The 16,552-nt window shown below is 73.8% G+C and carries 13 protein-coding genes; 6 read left to right on the top strand and 7 right to left on the bottom strand.

What is annotated here, in order from left to right:
• The 5 genes from ACL02O_RS24830 to ACL02O_RS24810 all read right to left on the bottom strand — a co-directional run.
• Positions 1-1,310 (bottom strand): DUF58 domain-containing protein (locus ACL02O_RS24830; RefSeq protein WP_412820558.1); only part of this gene is annotated, 1,310 nt, incomplete at its 3' end.
• Positions 1,307-2,290: an AAA family ATPase gene (locus tag ACL02O_RS24825; RefSeq protein WP_412820557.1), complete on the bottom strand. Its 984-nt coding sequence runs from the start codon at positions 2,288-2,290 to the stop codon at positions 1,307-1,309. The genes ACL02O_RS24825 and ACL02O_RS24830, both read right to left, overlap by 4 nt.
• Positions 2,287-3,594 (bottom strand): DUF4350 domain-containing protein, encoded by a 1,308-nt coding sequence (locus ACL02O_RS24820; protein WP_412820556.1) that lies wholly within the window; start codon positions 3,592-3,594, stop codon positions 2,287-2,289. Before ACL02O_RS24820 ends, ACL02O_RS24825 begins: the two co-directional genes overlap by 4 nt.
• Positions 3,591-4,220: a DUF4129 domain-containing protein gene (locus ACL02O_RS24815; RefSeq protein ID WP_412820555.1), complete on the bottom strand. Its 630-nt coding sequence runs from the start codon at positions 4,218-4,220 to the stop codon at positions 3,591-3,593. The genes ACL02O_RS24820 and ACL02O_RS24815 overlap by 4 nt, the downstream gene beginning before the upstream one ends.
• Complete coding sequence (locus ACL02O_RS24810) at positions 4,217-5,056, bottom strand: hypothetical protein (protein WP_412820554.1); 840 nt, start codon at positions 5,054-5,056, stop codon at positions 4,217-4,219. The genes ACL02O_RS24815 and ACL02O_RS24810 overlap by 4 nt, the downstream gene beginning before the upstream one ends.
• A 214-nt stretch (positions 5,057-5,270) precedes the next feature.
• Between ACL02O_RS24810 and mtrA the strand changes: the two genes are divergently transcribed.
• From mtrA to hpf, 5 genes are all read left to right on the top strand, one after another.
• Positions 5,271-5,960: an MtrAB system response regulator MtrA gene (gene mtrA / locus ACL02O_RS24805; protein WP_412820553.1), complete on the top strand. Its 690-nt coding sequence runs from the start codon at positions 5,271-5,273 to the stop codon at positions 5,958-5,960.
• Between the two features lie 55 nt (positions 5,961-6,015).
• Complete coding sequence (gene mtrB, locus ACL02O_RS24800; RefSeq protein ID WP_412820561.1) at positions 6,016-7,725, top strand: MtrAB system histidine kinase MtrB; 1,710 nt, start codon at positions 6,016-6,018, stop codon at positions 7,723-7,725.
• The gene (locus ACL02O_RS24795) at positions 7,722-9,515 is read left to right on the top strand and encodes an LpqB family beta-propeller domain-containing protein (RefSeq protein WP_412820552.1); all 1,794 of its coding nucleotides are present in this window, start codon (positions 7,722-7,724) and stop codon (positions 9,513-9,515) included. The genes mtrB and ACL02O_RS24795 overlap by 4 nt, the downstream gene beginning before the upstream one ends.
• An 8-nt stretch (positions 9,516-9,523) precedes the next feature.
• On the top strand, positions 9,524-10,225 hold the full coding sequence (locus ACL02O_RS24790; protein ID WP_412820551.1) for a ComF family protein: 702 nt from the start codon (positions 9,524-9,526) through the stop codon (positions 10,223-10,225).
• A 252-nt stretch (positions 10,226-10,477) separates the two neighbouring features.
• Positions 10,478-11,122: a ribosome hibernation-promoting factor, HPF/YfiA family gene (gene hpf / locus ACL02O_RS24785; RefSeq protein ID WP_412820550.1), complete on the top strand. Its 645-nt coding sequence runs from the start codon at positions 10,478-10,480 to the stop codon at positions 11,120-11,122.
• Between the two features lie 91 nt (positions 11,123-11,213).
• Here the strand turns inward: hpf and ACL02O_RS24780 are convergent, their stop codons facing one another.
• Both ACL02O_RS24780 and ACL02O_RS24775 read right to left on the bottom strand, forming a co-directional pair.
• Entirely contained in the window at positions 11,214-12,323 is a 1,110-nt protein-coding gene (locus tag ACL02O_RS24780) for a GNAT family N-acetyltransferase (protein WP_412820549.1), read from the bottom strand.
• Entirely contained in the window at positions 12,320-13,477 is a 1,158-nt protein-coding gene (locus ACL02O_RS24775; RefSeq protein ID WP_412820548.1) for a GNAT family N-acetyltransferase, read from the bottom strand. The genes ACL02O_RS24780 and ACL02O_RS24775 overlap by 4 nt, the downstream gene beginning before the upstream one ends.
• 168 nt (positions 13,478-13,645) lie before the next feature.
• Here ACL02O_RS24775 and secA point away from each other — a divergent pair, with 168 nt between their 5' ends.
• Positions 13,646-16,549 carry a preprotein translocase subunit SecA gene (gene secA / locus ACL02O_RS24770; RefSeq protein WP_412820547.1) on the top strand — a complete coding sequence of 968 codons (2,904 nt, stop codon included), beginning with the start codon at positions 13,646-13,648 and terminating at the stop codon, positions 16,547-16,549.
• The last annotated feature ends 3 nt before the right edge of the window (positions 16,550-16,552 follow it).

The raw sequence follows: 16,552 nt of genomic DNA, 5'->3' as shown, positions 1-16,552 counted from the left end.
CAGAGTTGGCCGAGGGATTTGAGGCGGAGGTAGGTGTCGGCGATCGTGGGGGCCAGGCGGTCGGCGGGGGCGTCGACCACCGTGACGCCGTTCCGGGAGAGCGCCGCTCGGATGCGGTCCCGCTCGGCGAGGGCGCGCCAGGCGGCCGCGGCGGCGTACGCGTCGTCCGGGCCGGTCGGCGCGGCGACGGTGAGTCCGGTCAGCACCGGGTCGTGGGTCGCGGCGATGACCACCCGGTGTCGGGCGGCCAGCCGGGGCAGCACCGGCAGCAGTCCCTCGCCGAGCGCGCCCGCCTCCAGCGCGGTGAAGAGCACCACCAGGCTGCGCCGCCGCTCCCGGCGCAGCACCTCACCGGCGATCAGCTCGAAGTCGGTCTCCACCAGCGCCGGCTGGAGCGGGGCGACGGCGTCCACCAGCCGGGCGAGCAGGGCGGGCCGGCCGCTGCCGGTCACGGTGGCGCGCAGGGTGGCGTCGGCGGCGAACAGGTCGACCCGGTCACCCGCGCGGGCGGCCAGCGCGGTGAGCAGTAGCGCCGCGTCGATCGCGGTGTCCAGCCGGGGCTCGTCGCCGACCCGCACCGCCGAGGTGCGCCCGGTGTCCAGGACGCAGACCAGCCGCCGGTCCCGCTCCGGACGCCAGGTACGCACCAGCACGTCGGAGCGGCGGGCGCTGGCCCGCCAGTCGATCGAGCGCACGTCGTCGCCGACCACGTACTCGCGCAGCGTGTCGAACTCGGTGCCCTGACCGCGCCCCCGGGTGACCTGCACGCCGTCGATGATCCGCAGCCGGGCCAGCTTCTCCGGCAGATGTCGCCGGGAGTCGAAGCGGGGCAGCACGCGCAGGGTCCACGGCGGGGTGGCCGGCCGGCCGGCGCGCTGCCGGAAGGCCAGCCGCAGCGGTCCGAGCGAGCGTACGGTCAGCGTCCCCGCCGGCCGGTCGCCGCGTCTGGTCGGGGTGAGCCGGACCGGCAGCGTGGCTACGTCGCCCGGCTCGACGGTGAGCAGCCGTCCGGTTGGCACGTCGGGCCGGGCGCCGGCCGAGGGCACCCACGCGTCGCGCACCTGGGCGCGCAGCGTACGGCCGGCGGCGTTGGTCAGGTGCAGGGTGACCGTGGCGGTACCGCCCAACCGGACCGCCCGGTCGCCGGCGCGGGCGACGGTGAGCGCGTGCAGTGGCGCCGCGAGGGCCCAGTCGAGGGCGACGAGCAGCAGCACCGTCCCGGTCATCACCGTGACGCCGAGGAACGGCGCCGGCCACACCGGCAGGGTGGCCGCACCCGCGCCGAGCAGCAGCGCCGCCCGCCAGGTCATCGGGGCGTCGGCACGGTCGCCAGCACCGCGTCCAGCACCGCGTCGACGGTCACCCCCTCCAGTTCCACCTCGGGGCGCAGCCGCAGCCGGTGCCGCAGGGTGGGCCGGGCCACCGCCTTCACGTCGTCGGGGGTGACGTGGTCGCGTCCGGCCAGCCAGGACCACGCCTTCGCGGTGGCCAGCAGCGCGGTGGCGCCGCGGGGCGAGGCGCCCAGCTCCAGCGCGGGCGCCACCCGGGTGGCCCGGCACAGGTCCACGATGTAGCCGAGGACCGGCTCGGCCACGTGCACCCCGCGGACGGCCTCCCGGGCGGCGGCCAGGTCGGCGGCGGTGGCCACCGGGCGTACGCCGACCGCCCGCAGGTCGCGGGGGTCGAAGCCGGCGTGGTGGGCGCGGAGCACGCCCAGCTCCTCGTCCCGGCTGGGCAGCGGCACGGTCAGCTTGAGCAGGAACCGGTCGAGCTGCGCCTCGGGCAGCGGGTAGGTGCCCTCGTACTCGATCGGGTTCTGGGTGGCGGCGACGATGAACGGCTCGGGCAGCGGACGCCGCTCGCCCTCGACGGACACCTGCCGCTCCTCCATCACCTCCAGCAGCGCCGACTGGGTCTTCGGCGGGGTCCGGTTGATCTCGTCGGCGAGGAGCAGGTTGGTGAAGACCGGCCCCTCCCGGAAGGTGAACGCCGCGGTGCGCGGGTCGAAGATCAGCGAACCGGTGACGTCGCCGGGCATCAGGTCCGGGGTGAACTGCACCCGCTTGGACCCCAGGTCGAGCGCGGTGGCCACGGTCCGGATCAGCAGGGTCTTGGCCACCCCCGGTACGCCCTCCAGCAGCACGTGCCCCCGGCAGAGCAGGGCGAGCACCAGGCCGGTGACCACGGCGTCCTGCCCCACGACGGCCTTGGCCACCTCGGCCCGCAGCCGGTGCAGGGCGGCACGGGCGTCGGGCTGCGCGACGGCCGGCGCGATGACGGGTCCGGTCACCGGGGGTCTCCTTCGGTCGGTTGGACGACGGTACGGGTCAGGGCGTCCAGGTCGCGGGCCAAGGCCAGCAGCTCCTGGTCGGTGGTCGGCGCGTCGCCGTGCAGCAGCTCCGCCACCTGCTCGGGGTCGCGGCCGGTGTACCCGGCGACCCGGGCGGCCACCTCGGCGGCCGGGGTGCCGGGCGGCAGGTTGAGCCGGGGCAGCAGGCGGGCCAGCGCGGCGGCGCGCAGGGTCTCGGCGGCCGGTCCCCGCGCGCCGGCCCGCCGGTAGAGCCGGGCCCGGCCGAGTACCGTCTCGGCGGAGCGGACGGTGACCGGCAGCGGCTCCGGTACGGGCGGGCCGAGCCGCCGGGCCCGCCAGAGCACCACCAGCAGTCCGGCCAGCGCGAGCTGGAGCAGCAGCGCCCAGAACCAGGCCGGGAAGGCGTCCCAGAGCGGGTTGTCCCACGGCGGGCGGCCGTCGGCCCGGTCGTCCGCGCCCTCGCCGGAGCGTCCGGACGGTCTGCCGTCGCCGTCGCTGTGGCTGTGGCCGGGCACCGGGGACCAGCTCGGACCCTCCGGTGCCGGGGCCGGACCGGGCAGGTCGAGCCAGACCAGCGGGCGAGGGTCGCCGAGCAGGCCGGTGGCGAGCGCCTGGTTGCCCCACTCGTCGATCCGGTCGTTGCGGAACGGGTCGCTGGCCCCGATCACGACCACTTCCGTGCTCCAGGGCACCCGGACCAGCCCGCCGGAGTAGCAGCGGTCGCCAGTCCAGCCGACCCGGCCGGTGTAGCGCTGATGGTCGGCGGCGGCCCGGCCGGCGCGGGTGGCCTCGGGCAGCGGGCAGGGGCGGCCGTCGGCGTCGGAAGAGGTGACCCGGGTGGCCCAGCGACGGTCGCCCGGCACCACCGGCAGGCCCATGCCCGCCAGCACCCGGCGGGACGGCTCGACCAGCACCAGCCGGCTGCCGGGCGGCAGGTCGGTCAGGGCGTCGAGGGTGGCCGGGTGCACCAGCTCCGGGGCCGGTACGAAGAGCGTCGCCGGGCCCGGCTCGGTGGCCGACAGCGCGCGCAGGGTGTCCGTCTCCCGGCGGACGGTGACGCCCTGCCCGCGCAGCGCCTCGGCCAGCCGGCTGCCGCCGTCGTCGTCGGTGGCGGTCGGGGACAGGAAACCCCGGTCGCCGGGGTCGGGCTGGTCCACGGCGTGGAACACCAGGGTGGCCGCGATCAGCAGCACGGCCAGCCCGAGCGGGACCAGCAGCCGGCGCCGGCGCCGGCGGCGTCGGGGCGGGGCCGCCGGGCGGGGCGGGTCGACGGTGGCGGTCACCGGTGCTCACCCATTTCGGCCAGTTCGCGGTGCAGGTCCGCGGCGAGGTCGCGCATCCGGCGGTCGTGCTCGGGGGTGGCCGGGCGTTGCGCGTACCAGAGGTCGGAGAAGATCGTCCCGGCGGCGTGCAGAGCGGGGTGCACCGCGGGCCGCGCCTGGGCGGCGGCCGTGGTCAGCTCGGTGACGGTCATCCCGGCGCGCGGCTCCACCACCCGCCGCTGTACCAGCTCGCGGACCATGTCGCGCAGCCGCTCCCGGACCGCCTCGGCGTACCGGCCCTCGGCGGCCAGCCGGTCGGCGAGGCTGCCCGGGCCGGCCGTCGTCGGCTCCGCGTGGCGGGGCGCGGGCACCGGGGGTGACCCGCCCGCCGGGCGCGGCTGCGACCGGCGGCGCCGGCGCGGCAGTTTCGGCCGACGCAGCCGGGGCAGCCGCAGCCGGGGCAACCGCAGCCGGGGCAGCCGCCAGCGGGGCAGCCGCAGCCGGGGCAGCCGGCGGGGCACCCAGGCCGGGAAGAAGTACCAGGCCAGCGCCGTCAGCAGCGCGCCGAGCAGCAGGAGCAGCGCGGCCAGCGGCAGCGGTACGACGTCCTCGAGCGCGGCGGCCGCCTCGGTCCACCACCGGCTCACCTCCGCACCGCCAGCAGGACGGGTTCCGGGGTGCCGGCCGGGGCCCGGGAGAGCTGGATGTCCAGCCCCTCGGTGCGCATCCGGGTCTCCAGGTGCAGCACCGCGTCGAGGCAGGCCAGCGCCGGGTACGCGATCGCGTTCACGCCGGCCCAGGTGACCGTGGCGATCGGCAGCGCCCACGGGTCGAGGTCGAAGAGGCCAAGCAGACCGAGGCCGTACCAGAGGCCGAGGCCGAGGCCCAGCCGGACCAGCCACCAGCCCAGGTAGCCGAGGAGCCGGATGGCGCCGGCCCGGCCGCCGGCGCGGACGGCCAGCCGCAGCGTCCGCCCCGGGACCCGGTACGCGGGCACCCGGTCCACCGCCAGCACCGGCACCACGGCGCCGAGCAACCCGTACCCGATGAACCAGGCCGGCCCGGCCAGCCCGGCCAGGCAGACGGTGAGCCCGACCACCGCCGCGAGCAGCAGGGTGGCCGGCCAGCGGGCGTCGCGGAACAGTTCGCGGACCCTGGCCCGGCGGCCCAGCAGCGCCGCTCCGGCACCTCGCGCGGCCGGGTTGCCCAGCACCGCGATGATCGCCGCCTCGGTCCCGGCCCCCACCGCCAGCAGGAGCCAGTACCAGCCGAACCGGTCGTCGTCCGGGAACCACTCCGGTGGCTGCGTGCCGGCCAGCGCCCGCAGCGGCTGGAGCAGTAGCTGCTCGCCGAGCGCCAGCAGGACGCCGAGCGGGACCAGCAGCCGGGCCTGGCCGCGCAGCAGCAGCACGGCCGAGTCGAGCAGTTCGCCCACCGTCAGGGGGCGGCGCGGGAGTACGGCGGTCGGGCCGACGTCGGGCACGCGTACTCCTGACGGGCGGTCGGTGGTGGCGGGCGAGGGCATGCCCGGGGGATCATGGTTGCACGGCCGGTCCGGTTCCGGCTGACCCGCACGTCGGCGGCACGCCACGCCGGATGTCTGGGTCGCCAGCTGTGGTGCGGGGCCGCCCGCCGCAGTACCGTGCCGTGATGACGCCGAACCCTCCGAAACGAACGGGGATGGAACGATAAACCCCATGAGAGCCCGGGTACTGGTGGTCGACGATGACCCCGCGCTCGCCGAGATGCTCGGCATCGTCCTGCGCAGCGAGGGCTTCGTGCCCTCCTTCGTCGCGGACGGGGAACGGGCGCTGGCCGCGTTCCGTGACAGTCGGCCCGACATCGTCCTGCTCGACCTGATGCTGCCCGGAATGAGCGGTATCGACGTGGCCCGGGCGATCCGGGCCGAGTCCGGCGTGCCGATCGTCATGCTGACCGCCAAGAGCGACACGGTCGACGTGGTGCTCGGGCTGGAGTCCGGGGCCGACGACTACGTGGTCAAGCCGTTCAAGCCCAAGGAGCTGGTGGCCCGGATGCGGGCCCGGCTGCGCCGGGGCGAGGACGTGGCGCCCGAGCTGCTCACCATCGGCCCGCCGAGCAACCAGATCAGCATCGACGTGCCGGCGCACACGGTCAGCCGGAACGGCGAGGAGGTGAAGCTGACCCCGCTGGAGTTCGACCTGCTGGTCGCGCTCGCCCGCAAGCCGCGTCAGGTCTTCACCCGCGAGGTGCTGCTGGAGCAGGTCTGGGGCTACCGGCACGCCGCCGACACCCGCCTGGTCAACGTGCACGTCCAGCGGCTGCGCGCCAAGATCGAGCCGGATCCGGAGCGACCGGAAATCATCCTCACCGTGCGGGGCGTGGGCTACAAGGCGGGGACCGGATAGCCTGGTTGTCACTGTGGTGACCACCCCGCCCCCCGACTCGACCACCGCCCGCCGGCTGCGCGCCGCGCGGGCGCTGTGGCGCGTCCTCGTCGGTCGCACGGCCCGGCTCGCCGCCGGCGTGCATCAGACCTGGCGGCGCTCCCTGCAGCTCCGTGTGGTGACCATCACGCTCGTCGCGTCCAGCCTGCTGGTGGGCGGGTTCGCGTACCTGATCGCTGACAAGATCACCAACATCCTGCTGCAGAACGCGCAGAGCGATGTCCTGGTGCGGCTGCGCAGCGGCAGTGACTACGCGGCGAAGCAGTTCGGGGCCTTCAGCCAGCCACAGGAGGCCCAGTTCCAGGACACCGTCGACGGCACGGTCACCTACCTGGCCGGCGGCGACCCGACGCAGACCAACGGTGTGGTGGTGGCGATCACCGCCGATCGGGTCCCCGCCGGGACCATCGAGCCGCGTACCTCCCCGGACGTCCCGTTGCGCCCGCTGATCAGCCGGGAGCTGCGGGCCTCCGTCGCCGCCGGCAACGTCGCCCACCAGATCCGCACCGGCACGCTCGGCGGACGACGCACCAAGTACCTCGTCTATGGCTCGCCGGTGCCGACCCAGTTCGGGCAGGTGGAGCTCTACTACGTCGTGCCGTTGGCCCGGCAGGACGCCACCGCCGCCGATGCCCGGGCCACCGTGGTCGCCACGGGCGTGGCGCTGGTGCTCCTGCTCGGCCTGCTCGCTGCCCTGGTCACCCGGCTGGTGGTGACCCCGGTACGGGTGGCCGCGCGCACCGCCCAGCGGCTCTCCGCCGGCCTGCTCGACCAGCGGATGGTGGTCAACGGCGAGGATGATCTCGCCCTGCTGGCCGCCTCGTTCAACCAGATGGCGACCAACCTGCAACGGCAGATCCTCCGGCTGGAGGAGATGTCCCGGTTGCAGCGCCGGTTCACCTCGGACGTCTCGCACGAGCTCCGTACGCCGCTGACCACGGTCCGGATGGCCGCCGATCTGATCTTCGCCGAGCGGGACGAGTTCGACCCGGCGGTGGCGCGCAGCGCCGAGCTGCTCCAGGCCGAGCTGGACCGGTTCGAGGAGCTGCTCACCGACCTGCTGGAGATCAGCCGTTTCGACGCCGGCTTCGCGGTGCTCGACTCCGAGCCGACCGACCTGGTGCCGGTGGTGCACCGGGTGGCCGAGCGGCTGGCCGGGCTGGCCGAGCGGGTCGGGGTGGCCATCGAGCTGGACGTGCCGGACAGCCCGGTGATCGCCGAGGTGGACCCTCGCCGGGTCGAGCGGGTGCTGCGCAACCTGGTCGGCAACGCCGTCGAGCACGGTGAGGCCAAGCCGGTGCTGATCACCCTCGGGATGGACCAGAACGCCGTGGCGATCACCGTGCGGGACCACGGCGTCGGGCTCAAGCCGGGCGAGGAGAAGCTGGTCTTCAACCGGTTCTGGCGGGCCGATCCGTCCCGGGCCCGGCAGACCGGCGGCACCGGCCTGGGCCTGTCGATCAGCCTGGAGGACGCGCGGTTGCACGGTGGCTGGTTGGAGGCCTGGGGCGCGCCGGGACAGGGTGCCCAGTTCCGGCTGACCCTGCCGGCCCGGGCCGGCGACCGACTGAACACCTCGCCGCTGCGGCTGGTGCCGGCCGATGCCGCGCTGCCGTTCGGGGGTCCGCGCGACGGCGGGCTGCTCGCCATCGGACCCGGCAGCGGCGCCGGGGCGCTGGCCGTCGGGCCCGCCGGGGAGAGCGACCGCGCCGAGGTGACGTCATGAGGCGGCGACTGCTGGCCGTGCTGCTGGCCGGGGCGCTGCTCCCCGCCGGTCTGACCGGGTGCGGCATCCCCGAACAGACCGGGGTCCAGGTCGACGGTCGGCTGGGGCCGGCGGCCGAGTCCGGCTCGCTCAACGGCGGGGGCAGCCAGCCGCCCATCCGGACCGCCAGCAGCGAACCCAAACAGTTCATCGAGAACTACCTCGCCGCGGCGGCCGGGGATCGGGACCAGGCGTACGACCGGGTCAGGGAGTTCCTCGCGCCCGAGGCGAAGGATCGGCTGCGGCCGCGGCAGAGCAGCGAGATCGAGCTGACCGTGGTGCGGCTCCGGGACACCCCGGAGGACACCCTGCTGAGCGCCGACGGGCTCCGCGAGGTGCGGGTCAAGGTGCAGCAGGTGGGCGTGCTGCGGGCGGACGGCACCCTGGCGCCGCCGGTGGCCAGCGACAGCGAGTACGTGTTCAAGCTGCGCCAGGCGGAACCGGCCGATCAGGGGCTGTGGATCACCGAACTGCCGAGCGCGTTGCTGCTCACCGACACCGCCCTGCGCACCTACTACCGCGCGCACACCATCTACTTCTGGAACACCGACCAGAGCCGCCTCGTCCCCGACCTGCGCTATCTGCCCTTCCGGCTGCCCACCGAGCGGCGGGTCACCGAGGTGGTCACCTGGCTGACCGGGGGCCCGCCGGACTGGCTCGCCTCGGGCGTGCGCCGGCTGCCCGACGGCACCTCGCGGATCAACAACGCCACCGGCTCGGACGGGCACTGGGAAGTCAACCTGAACATGCCCAGGCCCAACGACGGCCAACTGGCCAAGCTCGCCACCCAGCTCGCCTGGTCGTTGTCCGACCTGACCGGCCAGCTCGACCTGAAGATCCAGGCCCAGAAGCGGCGCACCATTGACCTGAAGGAGGAGCGGATCGCCCACCCGGCGTATCCGCCCGGCGGCAGCCCGCAGCGGTTCGCCGTCTACGACAACGCCATCCACGCGCTCGCCGTCGGCGACGAGCCGGCCGGTTCGGTCCCGGTGGTTGGCGGCGAGAACAAGAACGTCGTCTCCGCGGCGCTCAGCCGCGCCGACGACCAGGTGCTGGCCGGGCTGGTGGTCGCCCGGGCCGACCGGCGGCAGCGGCTGAAGGTCGGCTTCGGCCAGGCGCCGGTCACCGTGTTCAACAGCAGCAAGGACTGGTACGCCTCGCTCGGCCGGCCCACCTGGCTCCGCTCGCTGGACAAGAACCACCCGGCCGGCCTGGTGGTGGCCGACCGCAAGCTCTACCTGTTCGACGGCGACGCGACCATGAGCCGGGTCCCGCTGACCGTTTCGGGCCCGGTCGCGGCGGTCGCGGGATCCCTCGACGGGCACCGGATCGCCCTGGTCATCGGCGGCGGCCTCTACGTCGCCTCGGTGAGCGTGGACGGCGAGTCGGTCAACGTGAACCAACCCCGACGCCTGACCACCCGGCTCACCGACATCACCGCCGTCGACTGGTGCGCGGAGGGCCAGCTGGCCTTCGCCGGCAATGACAAGACCGGCCGGCGGGCGATCTACCAGACCTCCGTGGACGGCGCCCTGGACACTCCGCTCAAGGAGGACATCGGTGCCGAGGTGACCCACCTGTCGTCCTACCCGGGCGTGGCCGGCGCCGTGTCCGCCCTGTCCTTCATGTACGAGGCCAAGGTCGCCTACCACAACAACCCGTTCGACACGATCAAGCGGGCAGAGGTGGTGCCGACGCCGGCGGCGGGCGCCAAGGTGTCGAATCCGACCGTTCCCTTCTTCTACTACTGAGGCGCGGGGTGCCGGATCTGGGCGGGCTCTGGTCGGACCTGGCCGACCTGGTGCTGCCGGCCGGTTGCGCCGGCTGCGCGCAGCGGGTCCCGGGCCTGCGGCAGGACTTCTGCCCGCGCTGCGTCGGTGAGCTGGAGTCGCTGCGCCCCGCGCCGACCCGCCCGGATCCCACCCCGCCGGACCTGCCGCCCTGTGTCGCCCTCGGCCCGTACGCGGGTGCGCTGCGCGAGGGGCTGCTGGCGTACAAGGAGCGGGGCCGGCACGGGCTGGCCCGGCCGTTGGGCGCGCTGCTCGCCGAGGTGGTCGCGGTGGCGGCGGGTCCGGCCGGCCCGGTGACCCTGGTGCCGGTGCCGGACACCGCGCGGGCGGCCCGGGCCCGGTACGGCGACCACCTGGACCGGCTGGCCCGGCACGCGGCGGCGCGGCTGCGCGCCGCGGGGTGGCCGGTGCGGGTGCTCCGCCCGCTGCGGGCGCTGCCCCGGCCGGATTCCGTCGCGCTGGACAGCGCCGGGCGGGCCGCCGCGGCCGACGCAGCGTTCCGGCTGCGCCGGTCCGGGGCGGTACCGCCGGCCGGGTCGGTGGTGCTGCTCGACGACATCGTGACCACCGGCGCGACGCTTGCGGCGGTCAGCCGGGTCTTGCACTCGGCGGGAATGACGCCAAAGGGCGCGGCGGTGCTCGCCGCAACGCAAAAGCGACGCCATCAGTGACGCTTCGTGTTTCCGATTCACCCCAAGGTGTATCAGCTGTTAAATTTCGCAGCCTCTCTCGGCAACCAGGGGTGACTGGTGGCCGAACAGGAGTTAGCGTTTTCGTGTCGGGGGTAGGAGGGGTTTCCCAGCCTTCCCCCGCACTGGAAGGAGGCGTAGCCGTACCGACCGGTCGACGCCGAGCGGGACCACCCCGGGGTGCGTCGGCCAGATAGATCCGGACCGAACGACCGTCCGAACAAGGGAGGTCACGTGGACATCGTGGTCAAGGGCCGTAACGTCGAAGTGCCGGACCATTACCGGGTGCACGTAGCCGAAAAGCTCGCAAAGATCGAACGCTACGACCACAAGCTCATTCGCGTGGACGTCGAGTTGTTCCACGAGCGCAATCCGCGCCAGGCCGATCATTGCCAGCGGGTGGAAATCACCTGCGTGTCGCGTGGCCCGGTGATCCGGGCCGAGGCCTGCACGAATGATTTCTACAGCGCGCTGGACGCAGCCATCGCCAAACTGGACACCCGGTTCCGCCGGGCGGCCGACCGGCGTCGGGTGCACCGTGGGCGGCACGCGCCGCTCTCCGTCGCCGCCGCCACCGCCGACCTGCCGGTGGCCGACCTCGACGGGCCGGGACTGGCGGTGCTGAACGGCCACGGGACGGCCACCGCCGTCGCCGAGCGACCCGACGAGGACGGCTACGAGGAGTACGACGACCAGCCGTGGCACATCGCGCGGGAGAAGGTGCACCCCGCCGACCCGATGACCATCGACGACGCGCTGTTCCAGATGGAGCTGGTCGGCCATGACTTCTACCTGTTCCAGGACAAGGAGTCCGGCCGCCCGAGCGTCGTCTACCGTCGGCGTGGCTACGACTACGGGATCATCTCCCTCGACGCCTGACCCCTGACCACCTCTGTCCGACCCGCGAGGAGCCGTGGTGGCTGACCACCACGGCTCCTCGCCTCGGCGGACCGGTGTGCCACCAGCCGGTTCAGCCGAGGTCCGCGGGGAGCAGGCCGAAGACGAGGTCGTCGACCCGGGTGCCGTCCAGGCCGGGGAGCCGGCCGCGGAGCAGCCCCTCGCGGCGGAAACCCACCTTTCCCAGCACCCGGTGCGAGGCGACGTTCTCCGGCGTGGTGCCGGCGGCGAGCCGGGCGAGGCCGACCGGCCCGAAGGCCCACCCGGCGAGGAGACGGACCGCCCGGGTGGCGTGCCCCCGGCCGCGCCACTCCGGCAGCAGCGCGTAGCCGACGGTGCCCTCGGCGGCGCCCGGGTCGCTGACGGAGAGCCCGCAGCTGCCGGCCGGCGTGCCGCTCGCCGCGTCGAGGATCAGCATCCGGGCCAGCGCGCCGGTGAGCCATTGGCTCTCCGCCAGTCGGCAGCGCCGGACGATCGCGGCCCGGCTCGGGGGCACGGGCGGCGCCTGGTTCGCCACCACCTCCGGTCGGCTGTGCAACCGGTACATCAGGTCGGCGTCGGCCGGGGCCAGCCGGCGCAGGGTCACCACGCCGTCGGTGAGCCGCCCGTCGGGCAGGTCGGGCAGGAGGCGGGCGGTCGCTCCGGGCGGGTCGTCGGCGAGGCGTACCCAGGCGATCAGGTCGTGCCGGCCGCCGCCCCGGCTGGGGTTGGCCGACCGGCGTGCCCCCTCGCGGCGGAAGCCGGCGGCCAGCGCGACCCGCTGGCTGGCGCCGTTCTCCTCGTTGGTGAGCAGCTCCAGGCGGGCGTAGCCGGCGGCGAAGGCGTGTTCGGCGAGGGCGCGGGTGGCTGCGGTGGCCACTCCCCGGCCGCGCGCCCACGGCGCGACCCAGTAGCCGATCTCGCACTGGTTGCGGGCGGGCGCCGGGTGGCTGAGGCCGATGCCGCCGAGCAGCCGGTCCGTGGTGGGGTCGGCGATCGCGTACGCGGCACCGCCGCCGGCCCAGGCCGCCGGTGCCCCCTCGGTGATCCATTCGCGGGCGTCCTGCTCGGTGTACGGGTCCGGCATCCCGGAGATCCCCCGCTGGGTCGCCGGGTCCGCGCAGGCCACCGCCGTGTCCGCCACGTCGTCGAGGCGGAACGGCCGCAGTCGCACGCCGTCCGCCTCGATCGTCTCGGGGGTCATGTGAGCTCCCCCGGGAGCAGCCCGGCCACCCAGACGTCCACCCGCTCACCCCGGTGCTGGATCCCGGCCCGGGCGGTGCCCTCGAAGACGAAGCCCGCCTTCTCGGCGACCCGTCGGGAGGCGGTGTTGCCGACGTTGGCCCGCCACTCCACCCGCGCCAGGCCGAGCGTGGTGAACCCCCAGGCGCCGAGCGCACTCAGCGCGGCCGGCATGTACCCCCGGCCCCGGGCGTGCGGCGCGGTCATGAACCCGACGTCTGCGACGAGCGGGTCGGCGGGGGCGATCCGCAGGTCGATCGAGCCGGCGTACCGGTCGTCGGAGTCCGCGATGGCGTAGCACGCGGCGGTGCCCCGGGCCCAGCTCGCCTCGACGAGGTCCCGCAGGTAACCCTCGGCGTGCTCCCGCGGGTAGGGCTGCGGGACGCTGGTCCAGCGGCGGGTCTCCTCGTCCCGGCAGGTGGCCACGACCGCGTCGAAGTCACGCTCCTCCATCCGGCGCAGCCGCACCTCGACATCGCCCGCGGTGGCGAAGAGGACGGGTTGCGGCCGGCCGAAGACGGCGGCGCGGCGGGCCTGGAGGGTGTCCGGACCGTACGGCACGGGTTCACCCGGCGCGGCCAGCTCGGTCGGGAGGAGCGAGCCGATCCAGCCCTCCGGGCGCCCGCCGACCGCTGGCTGCGCCAGCCGCAGCTCGCCCTCCATCCGGAAGCCGGCCCGCAGCGCGACCAGCCGGGAGGCGTGGTTGCCGATCTCGGCCTGCCAGATCAGCCGGCGCAGCTTGAGCGCGTCGAAGGCCCAGCGGGCGACGGCCCGGGTGGCCCGCACCGCGACGCCCCGGCCGCGCGCCCAGGGGGCGGTCCAGTAGCCGACCTCACCGGAGCCCAGGCGCTGGTCCAGCGCGACCAGACCGCACGAGGCGAGCAGCTCGCCGGTGTCGGCGTCGCAGACCGCGAACGGCGCCCCGGTGCCCTCCGTCCAGGCCGTCGCGCTGATGCCGGTGACGAAGCCGAGGGCATGTTCGGGGAGATACGGGCGAGGTACGGTGGTCCAGCGCTGGATGTCCGGATCCTGGCAGGCGCGGTACACCGCGTCGGCGTCCTCCGCCCGCCACGGTCGCAGCAGCAGGCCGTCCTCGATGATCTCCACGGGCTCCATCGGGCCATCGTGCCGGATCGTTCGCGCTGGGCGTAACCCGATAACGGCCGCTCAGCGGCCGGCCGGGGCGTTATGTCGGGTTCCCGGTGCCGGACCGCCGCCACCAGTGACCATCGCCGCGATGGAGCGCCTACGATGGTTCGAGACTGTCTAGGGGAGCGTTGATCCGTGTCGATTCTGGAAAAGGTCCTTCGCGCGGGCGAGGGCCGCATGCTGCGTCGGCTGAAGGCTATCGCGGCCGCCGTCAACTCGATCGAGGACGACTACGTCAACCTCACCGACGACGAGCTGCGGGCGATGACCGACCAGTTCAAGGAGCGGCTGGCCGACGGGGAGACCCTCGACGACCTGCTGCCCGAGGCGTTCGCGGTGTGCCGGGAGGCCGCCTCGCGGGTGCTCGGCCAGCGCCCCTACGACGTCCAGGTGATGGGCGGCGCGGCGCTGCACTTCGGCAACATCGCCGAGATGAAGACCGGTGAGGGCAAGACCCTGACCTCCGTCATGCCGGTCTACCTGAACGCGCTCGCCGGCAAGGGTGTGCACGTGGTCACGGTGAACGACTACCTGGCCGAGCGTGACGCCGCCTGGATGGGCCGGGTGCACGAGTTCCTCGGTCTCACCGTCGGTGTGGTGCTCCCCAACCGGCCGGCCAGCGAGCACCGGGCCGCGTACGAGTGCGACATCACCTACGGCACGAACAACGAGTTCGGCTTCGACTACCTGCGCGACAACATGGCCTGGTCGCGGGACGAGCTGGTCCAGCGCGGCCACTTCTTCACGGTGGTCGACGAGGTCGACTCGATCCTCATCGACGAGGCCCGGACCCCGCTGATCATCTCCGGCCCGGCCGAGCACTCGGCCCGCTGGTACCAGGAGTTCGCCTCCGTGGTGGCCCGCCTGCAGCCGGGCACCGACGGCGAGGGCGACTACGAGGTCGACCACTCCAAGCGGACCGTCGCGATCACCGAGCGCGGTGTCGCCCGGGTCGAGGACCGGCTCGGCATCGACAACCTCTACGAGTCGGTCAACACCCCGCTGGTCGGCTACCTGAACAACGCGATCAAGGTTAAGGAGCTCTACAAGCGCGACAAGGACTACATCGTCAGCGACGGTGAGGTCCTGATCGTCGACGAGTTCACCGGTCGCATCCTGCACGGCCGTCGCTACAACGAGGGCATGCACCAGGCGATCGAGGCCAAGGAGGGGGTGGAGATCAAGCAGGAGAACCAGACCCTGGCCACCATCACCCTCCAGAACTACTTCCGTCTCTACGAGAAGCTCTCCGGCATGACCGGTACCGCCCAGACCGAGGCGGGCGAGTTCAACAAGGTCTACAAGGTCGGCGTGGTGACCATCCCGACGCACCGGCCGATGGTCCGGATGGACCGGGCGGACGTCATCTACAAGACCGAGAAGGCCAAGTTCAACGCCGTCGTCGAGGACATCGCCGAGCGGCACGAGCAGGGCCAGCCGGTGCTGGTCGGCACGGTCTCGGTGGAGAACTCCGAGATCCTGTCCCACATGCTGCGCCGCCGCGGCATCCCGCACTCCGTGCTGAACGCGAAGTTCCACGCCAAGGAGGCGGAGATCGTCGCCCAGGCCGGGCGCAAGGGCGCGGTCACCGTCGCCACCAACATGGCCGGCCGTGGTACGGACATCCTGCTCGGCGGCAACGCCGAGTTCCTCGCCGCCAACGAGCTCCGCCAGCGCGGCCTCGACCCGGTCGAGCAGCCGGAGGAGTACGCCAAGGCGATGGAGGAGGTCCTGCCCACCTGGAAGCAGGCCTGCGACGTCGAGGCGGAGGAGGTCGCCGCCGCCGGTGGCCTCTACGTGCTGGGCACCGAGCGGCACGAGTCGCGCCGGATCGACAACCAGCTGCGTGGTCGCGCCGGCCGGCAGGGTGACCCGGGCGAGTCCCGCTTCTATCTGTCCCTGCAGGACGAGCTGATGAAGCGCTTCCGGGCGGGCGCGGTCGAGGCGGTGATGGACCGCTTCAACATCCCGGAGGACGTGCCGATCGAGTCGAAGATGGTCACCCGCCAGATCAAGAGCGCGCAGGCCCAGATCGAGGGCCAGAACGCCGAGATCCGGAAGAACGTGCTTAAGTACGACGAGGTGCTCAACAAGCAGCGCCAGGTGATCTACGCCGAGCGCCTCCGGGTGCTCAACGGCGAGGACCTCTCCGACCAGGTCCGCAACATGATCGACGACGTGGTGGGCGCGTACGTGGTGGGCGCCACCAGCGAGGGCTACGCCGAGGACTGGGACCTCGAGCAGCTCTGGTCCAGCCTCAAGCAGCTCTACCCGGTGGCCGTCACCATTGAGGAGCTGGAGGAGGAGGTCGGCTCCCGGGCCGGTCTCGACCAGGACTTCCTGCTCGCCCGCCTCAAGGAGGACGCGCACGTCGCGTACGAGCGGCGCGAGGAGCAGCTCGGCGAGGAGGCGGTACGCCAGCTCGAGCGGATGGTCCTGCTCCAGGTGATCGACCGCAAGTGGCGCGAGCACCTCTACGAGATGGACTACCTGCAGGAGGGCATCAGCCTGCGGGCGTACGCCCAGCGCGACCCGGTCATCGAGTACCAGCGCGAGGGCTTCGACATGTTCGCCACCATGATGGACGGCATCAAGGAGGAGACGGTCGGCTTCCTCTACAACCTGGAGGTGCAGGTCCAGGAGCCCGAGCCGGAGGCCGAGGAGGTGCAGCTGCTGGAGAAGCCGGTCGAGATCCGCGCCAAGGGCCTCAACCGCGCGCCGCAGCAGCAGGGCCTGCAATACTCGGCTCCCTCCGTCGACGGCGAAGCCGGTCGGGGTGCCCCGGTCATCGAGCGCGCCGACCAGCAGGCGCCCGCCCTGGGCCTCGGTGGGCCCGAGTCCGAGCGGCCCGCCGCCTCGGGCCCGCGCCGGGCGCCAGCCGGGATGAGCGGTCAGGCTGCCGCGGCCAGCACCGCCCGCCGGGCCGTTCCGGGCAAGGTGGACTCCGGGGAGGGCCCGTCCCGCAACGCGCCCTGCCCCTGCGGCTCCGGCCGGAAGTACAAGCGCTGCCACGGCGCCCCCAACGGTGGCGGCAACTGACCC

The organism is Micromonospora mangrovicola, assembly GCF_047200535.1.
Taxonomy (GTDB): Bacteria; Actinomycetota; Actinomycetes; order Mycobacteriales; family Micromonosporaceae; genus Micromonospora.
This window is presented reverse-complemented; position numbering and strand designations above follow the sequence as displayed.

What these genes read in the sequence shown, in the direction of transcription:
- mtrA (WP_412820553.1), top strand. Translation starts at nt 5,271, where the DNA reads ATGAGAGCCCGGGTACTGGTGGTCGACGATGACCCCGCGCTCGCCGAG.
- ACL02O_RS24795 (WP_412820552.1), top strand. Translation starts at nt 7,722, where the DNA reads ATGAGGCGGCGACTGCTGGCCGTGCTGCTGGCCGGGGCGCTGCTCCCC.
- ACL02O_RS24780 (WP_412820549.1), bottom strand. Translation starts at nt 12,323, where the DNA reads ATGACCCCCGAGACGATCGAGGCGGACGGCGTGCGACTGCGGCCGTTC.
- ACL02O_RS24775 (WP_412820548.1), bottom strand. Translation starts at nt 13,477, where the DNA reads ATGGAGCCCGTGGAGATCATCGAGGACGGCCTGCTGCTGCGACCGTGG.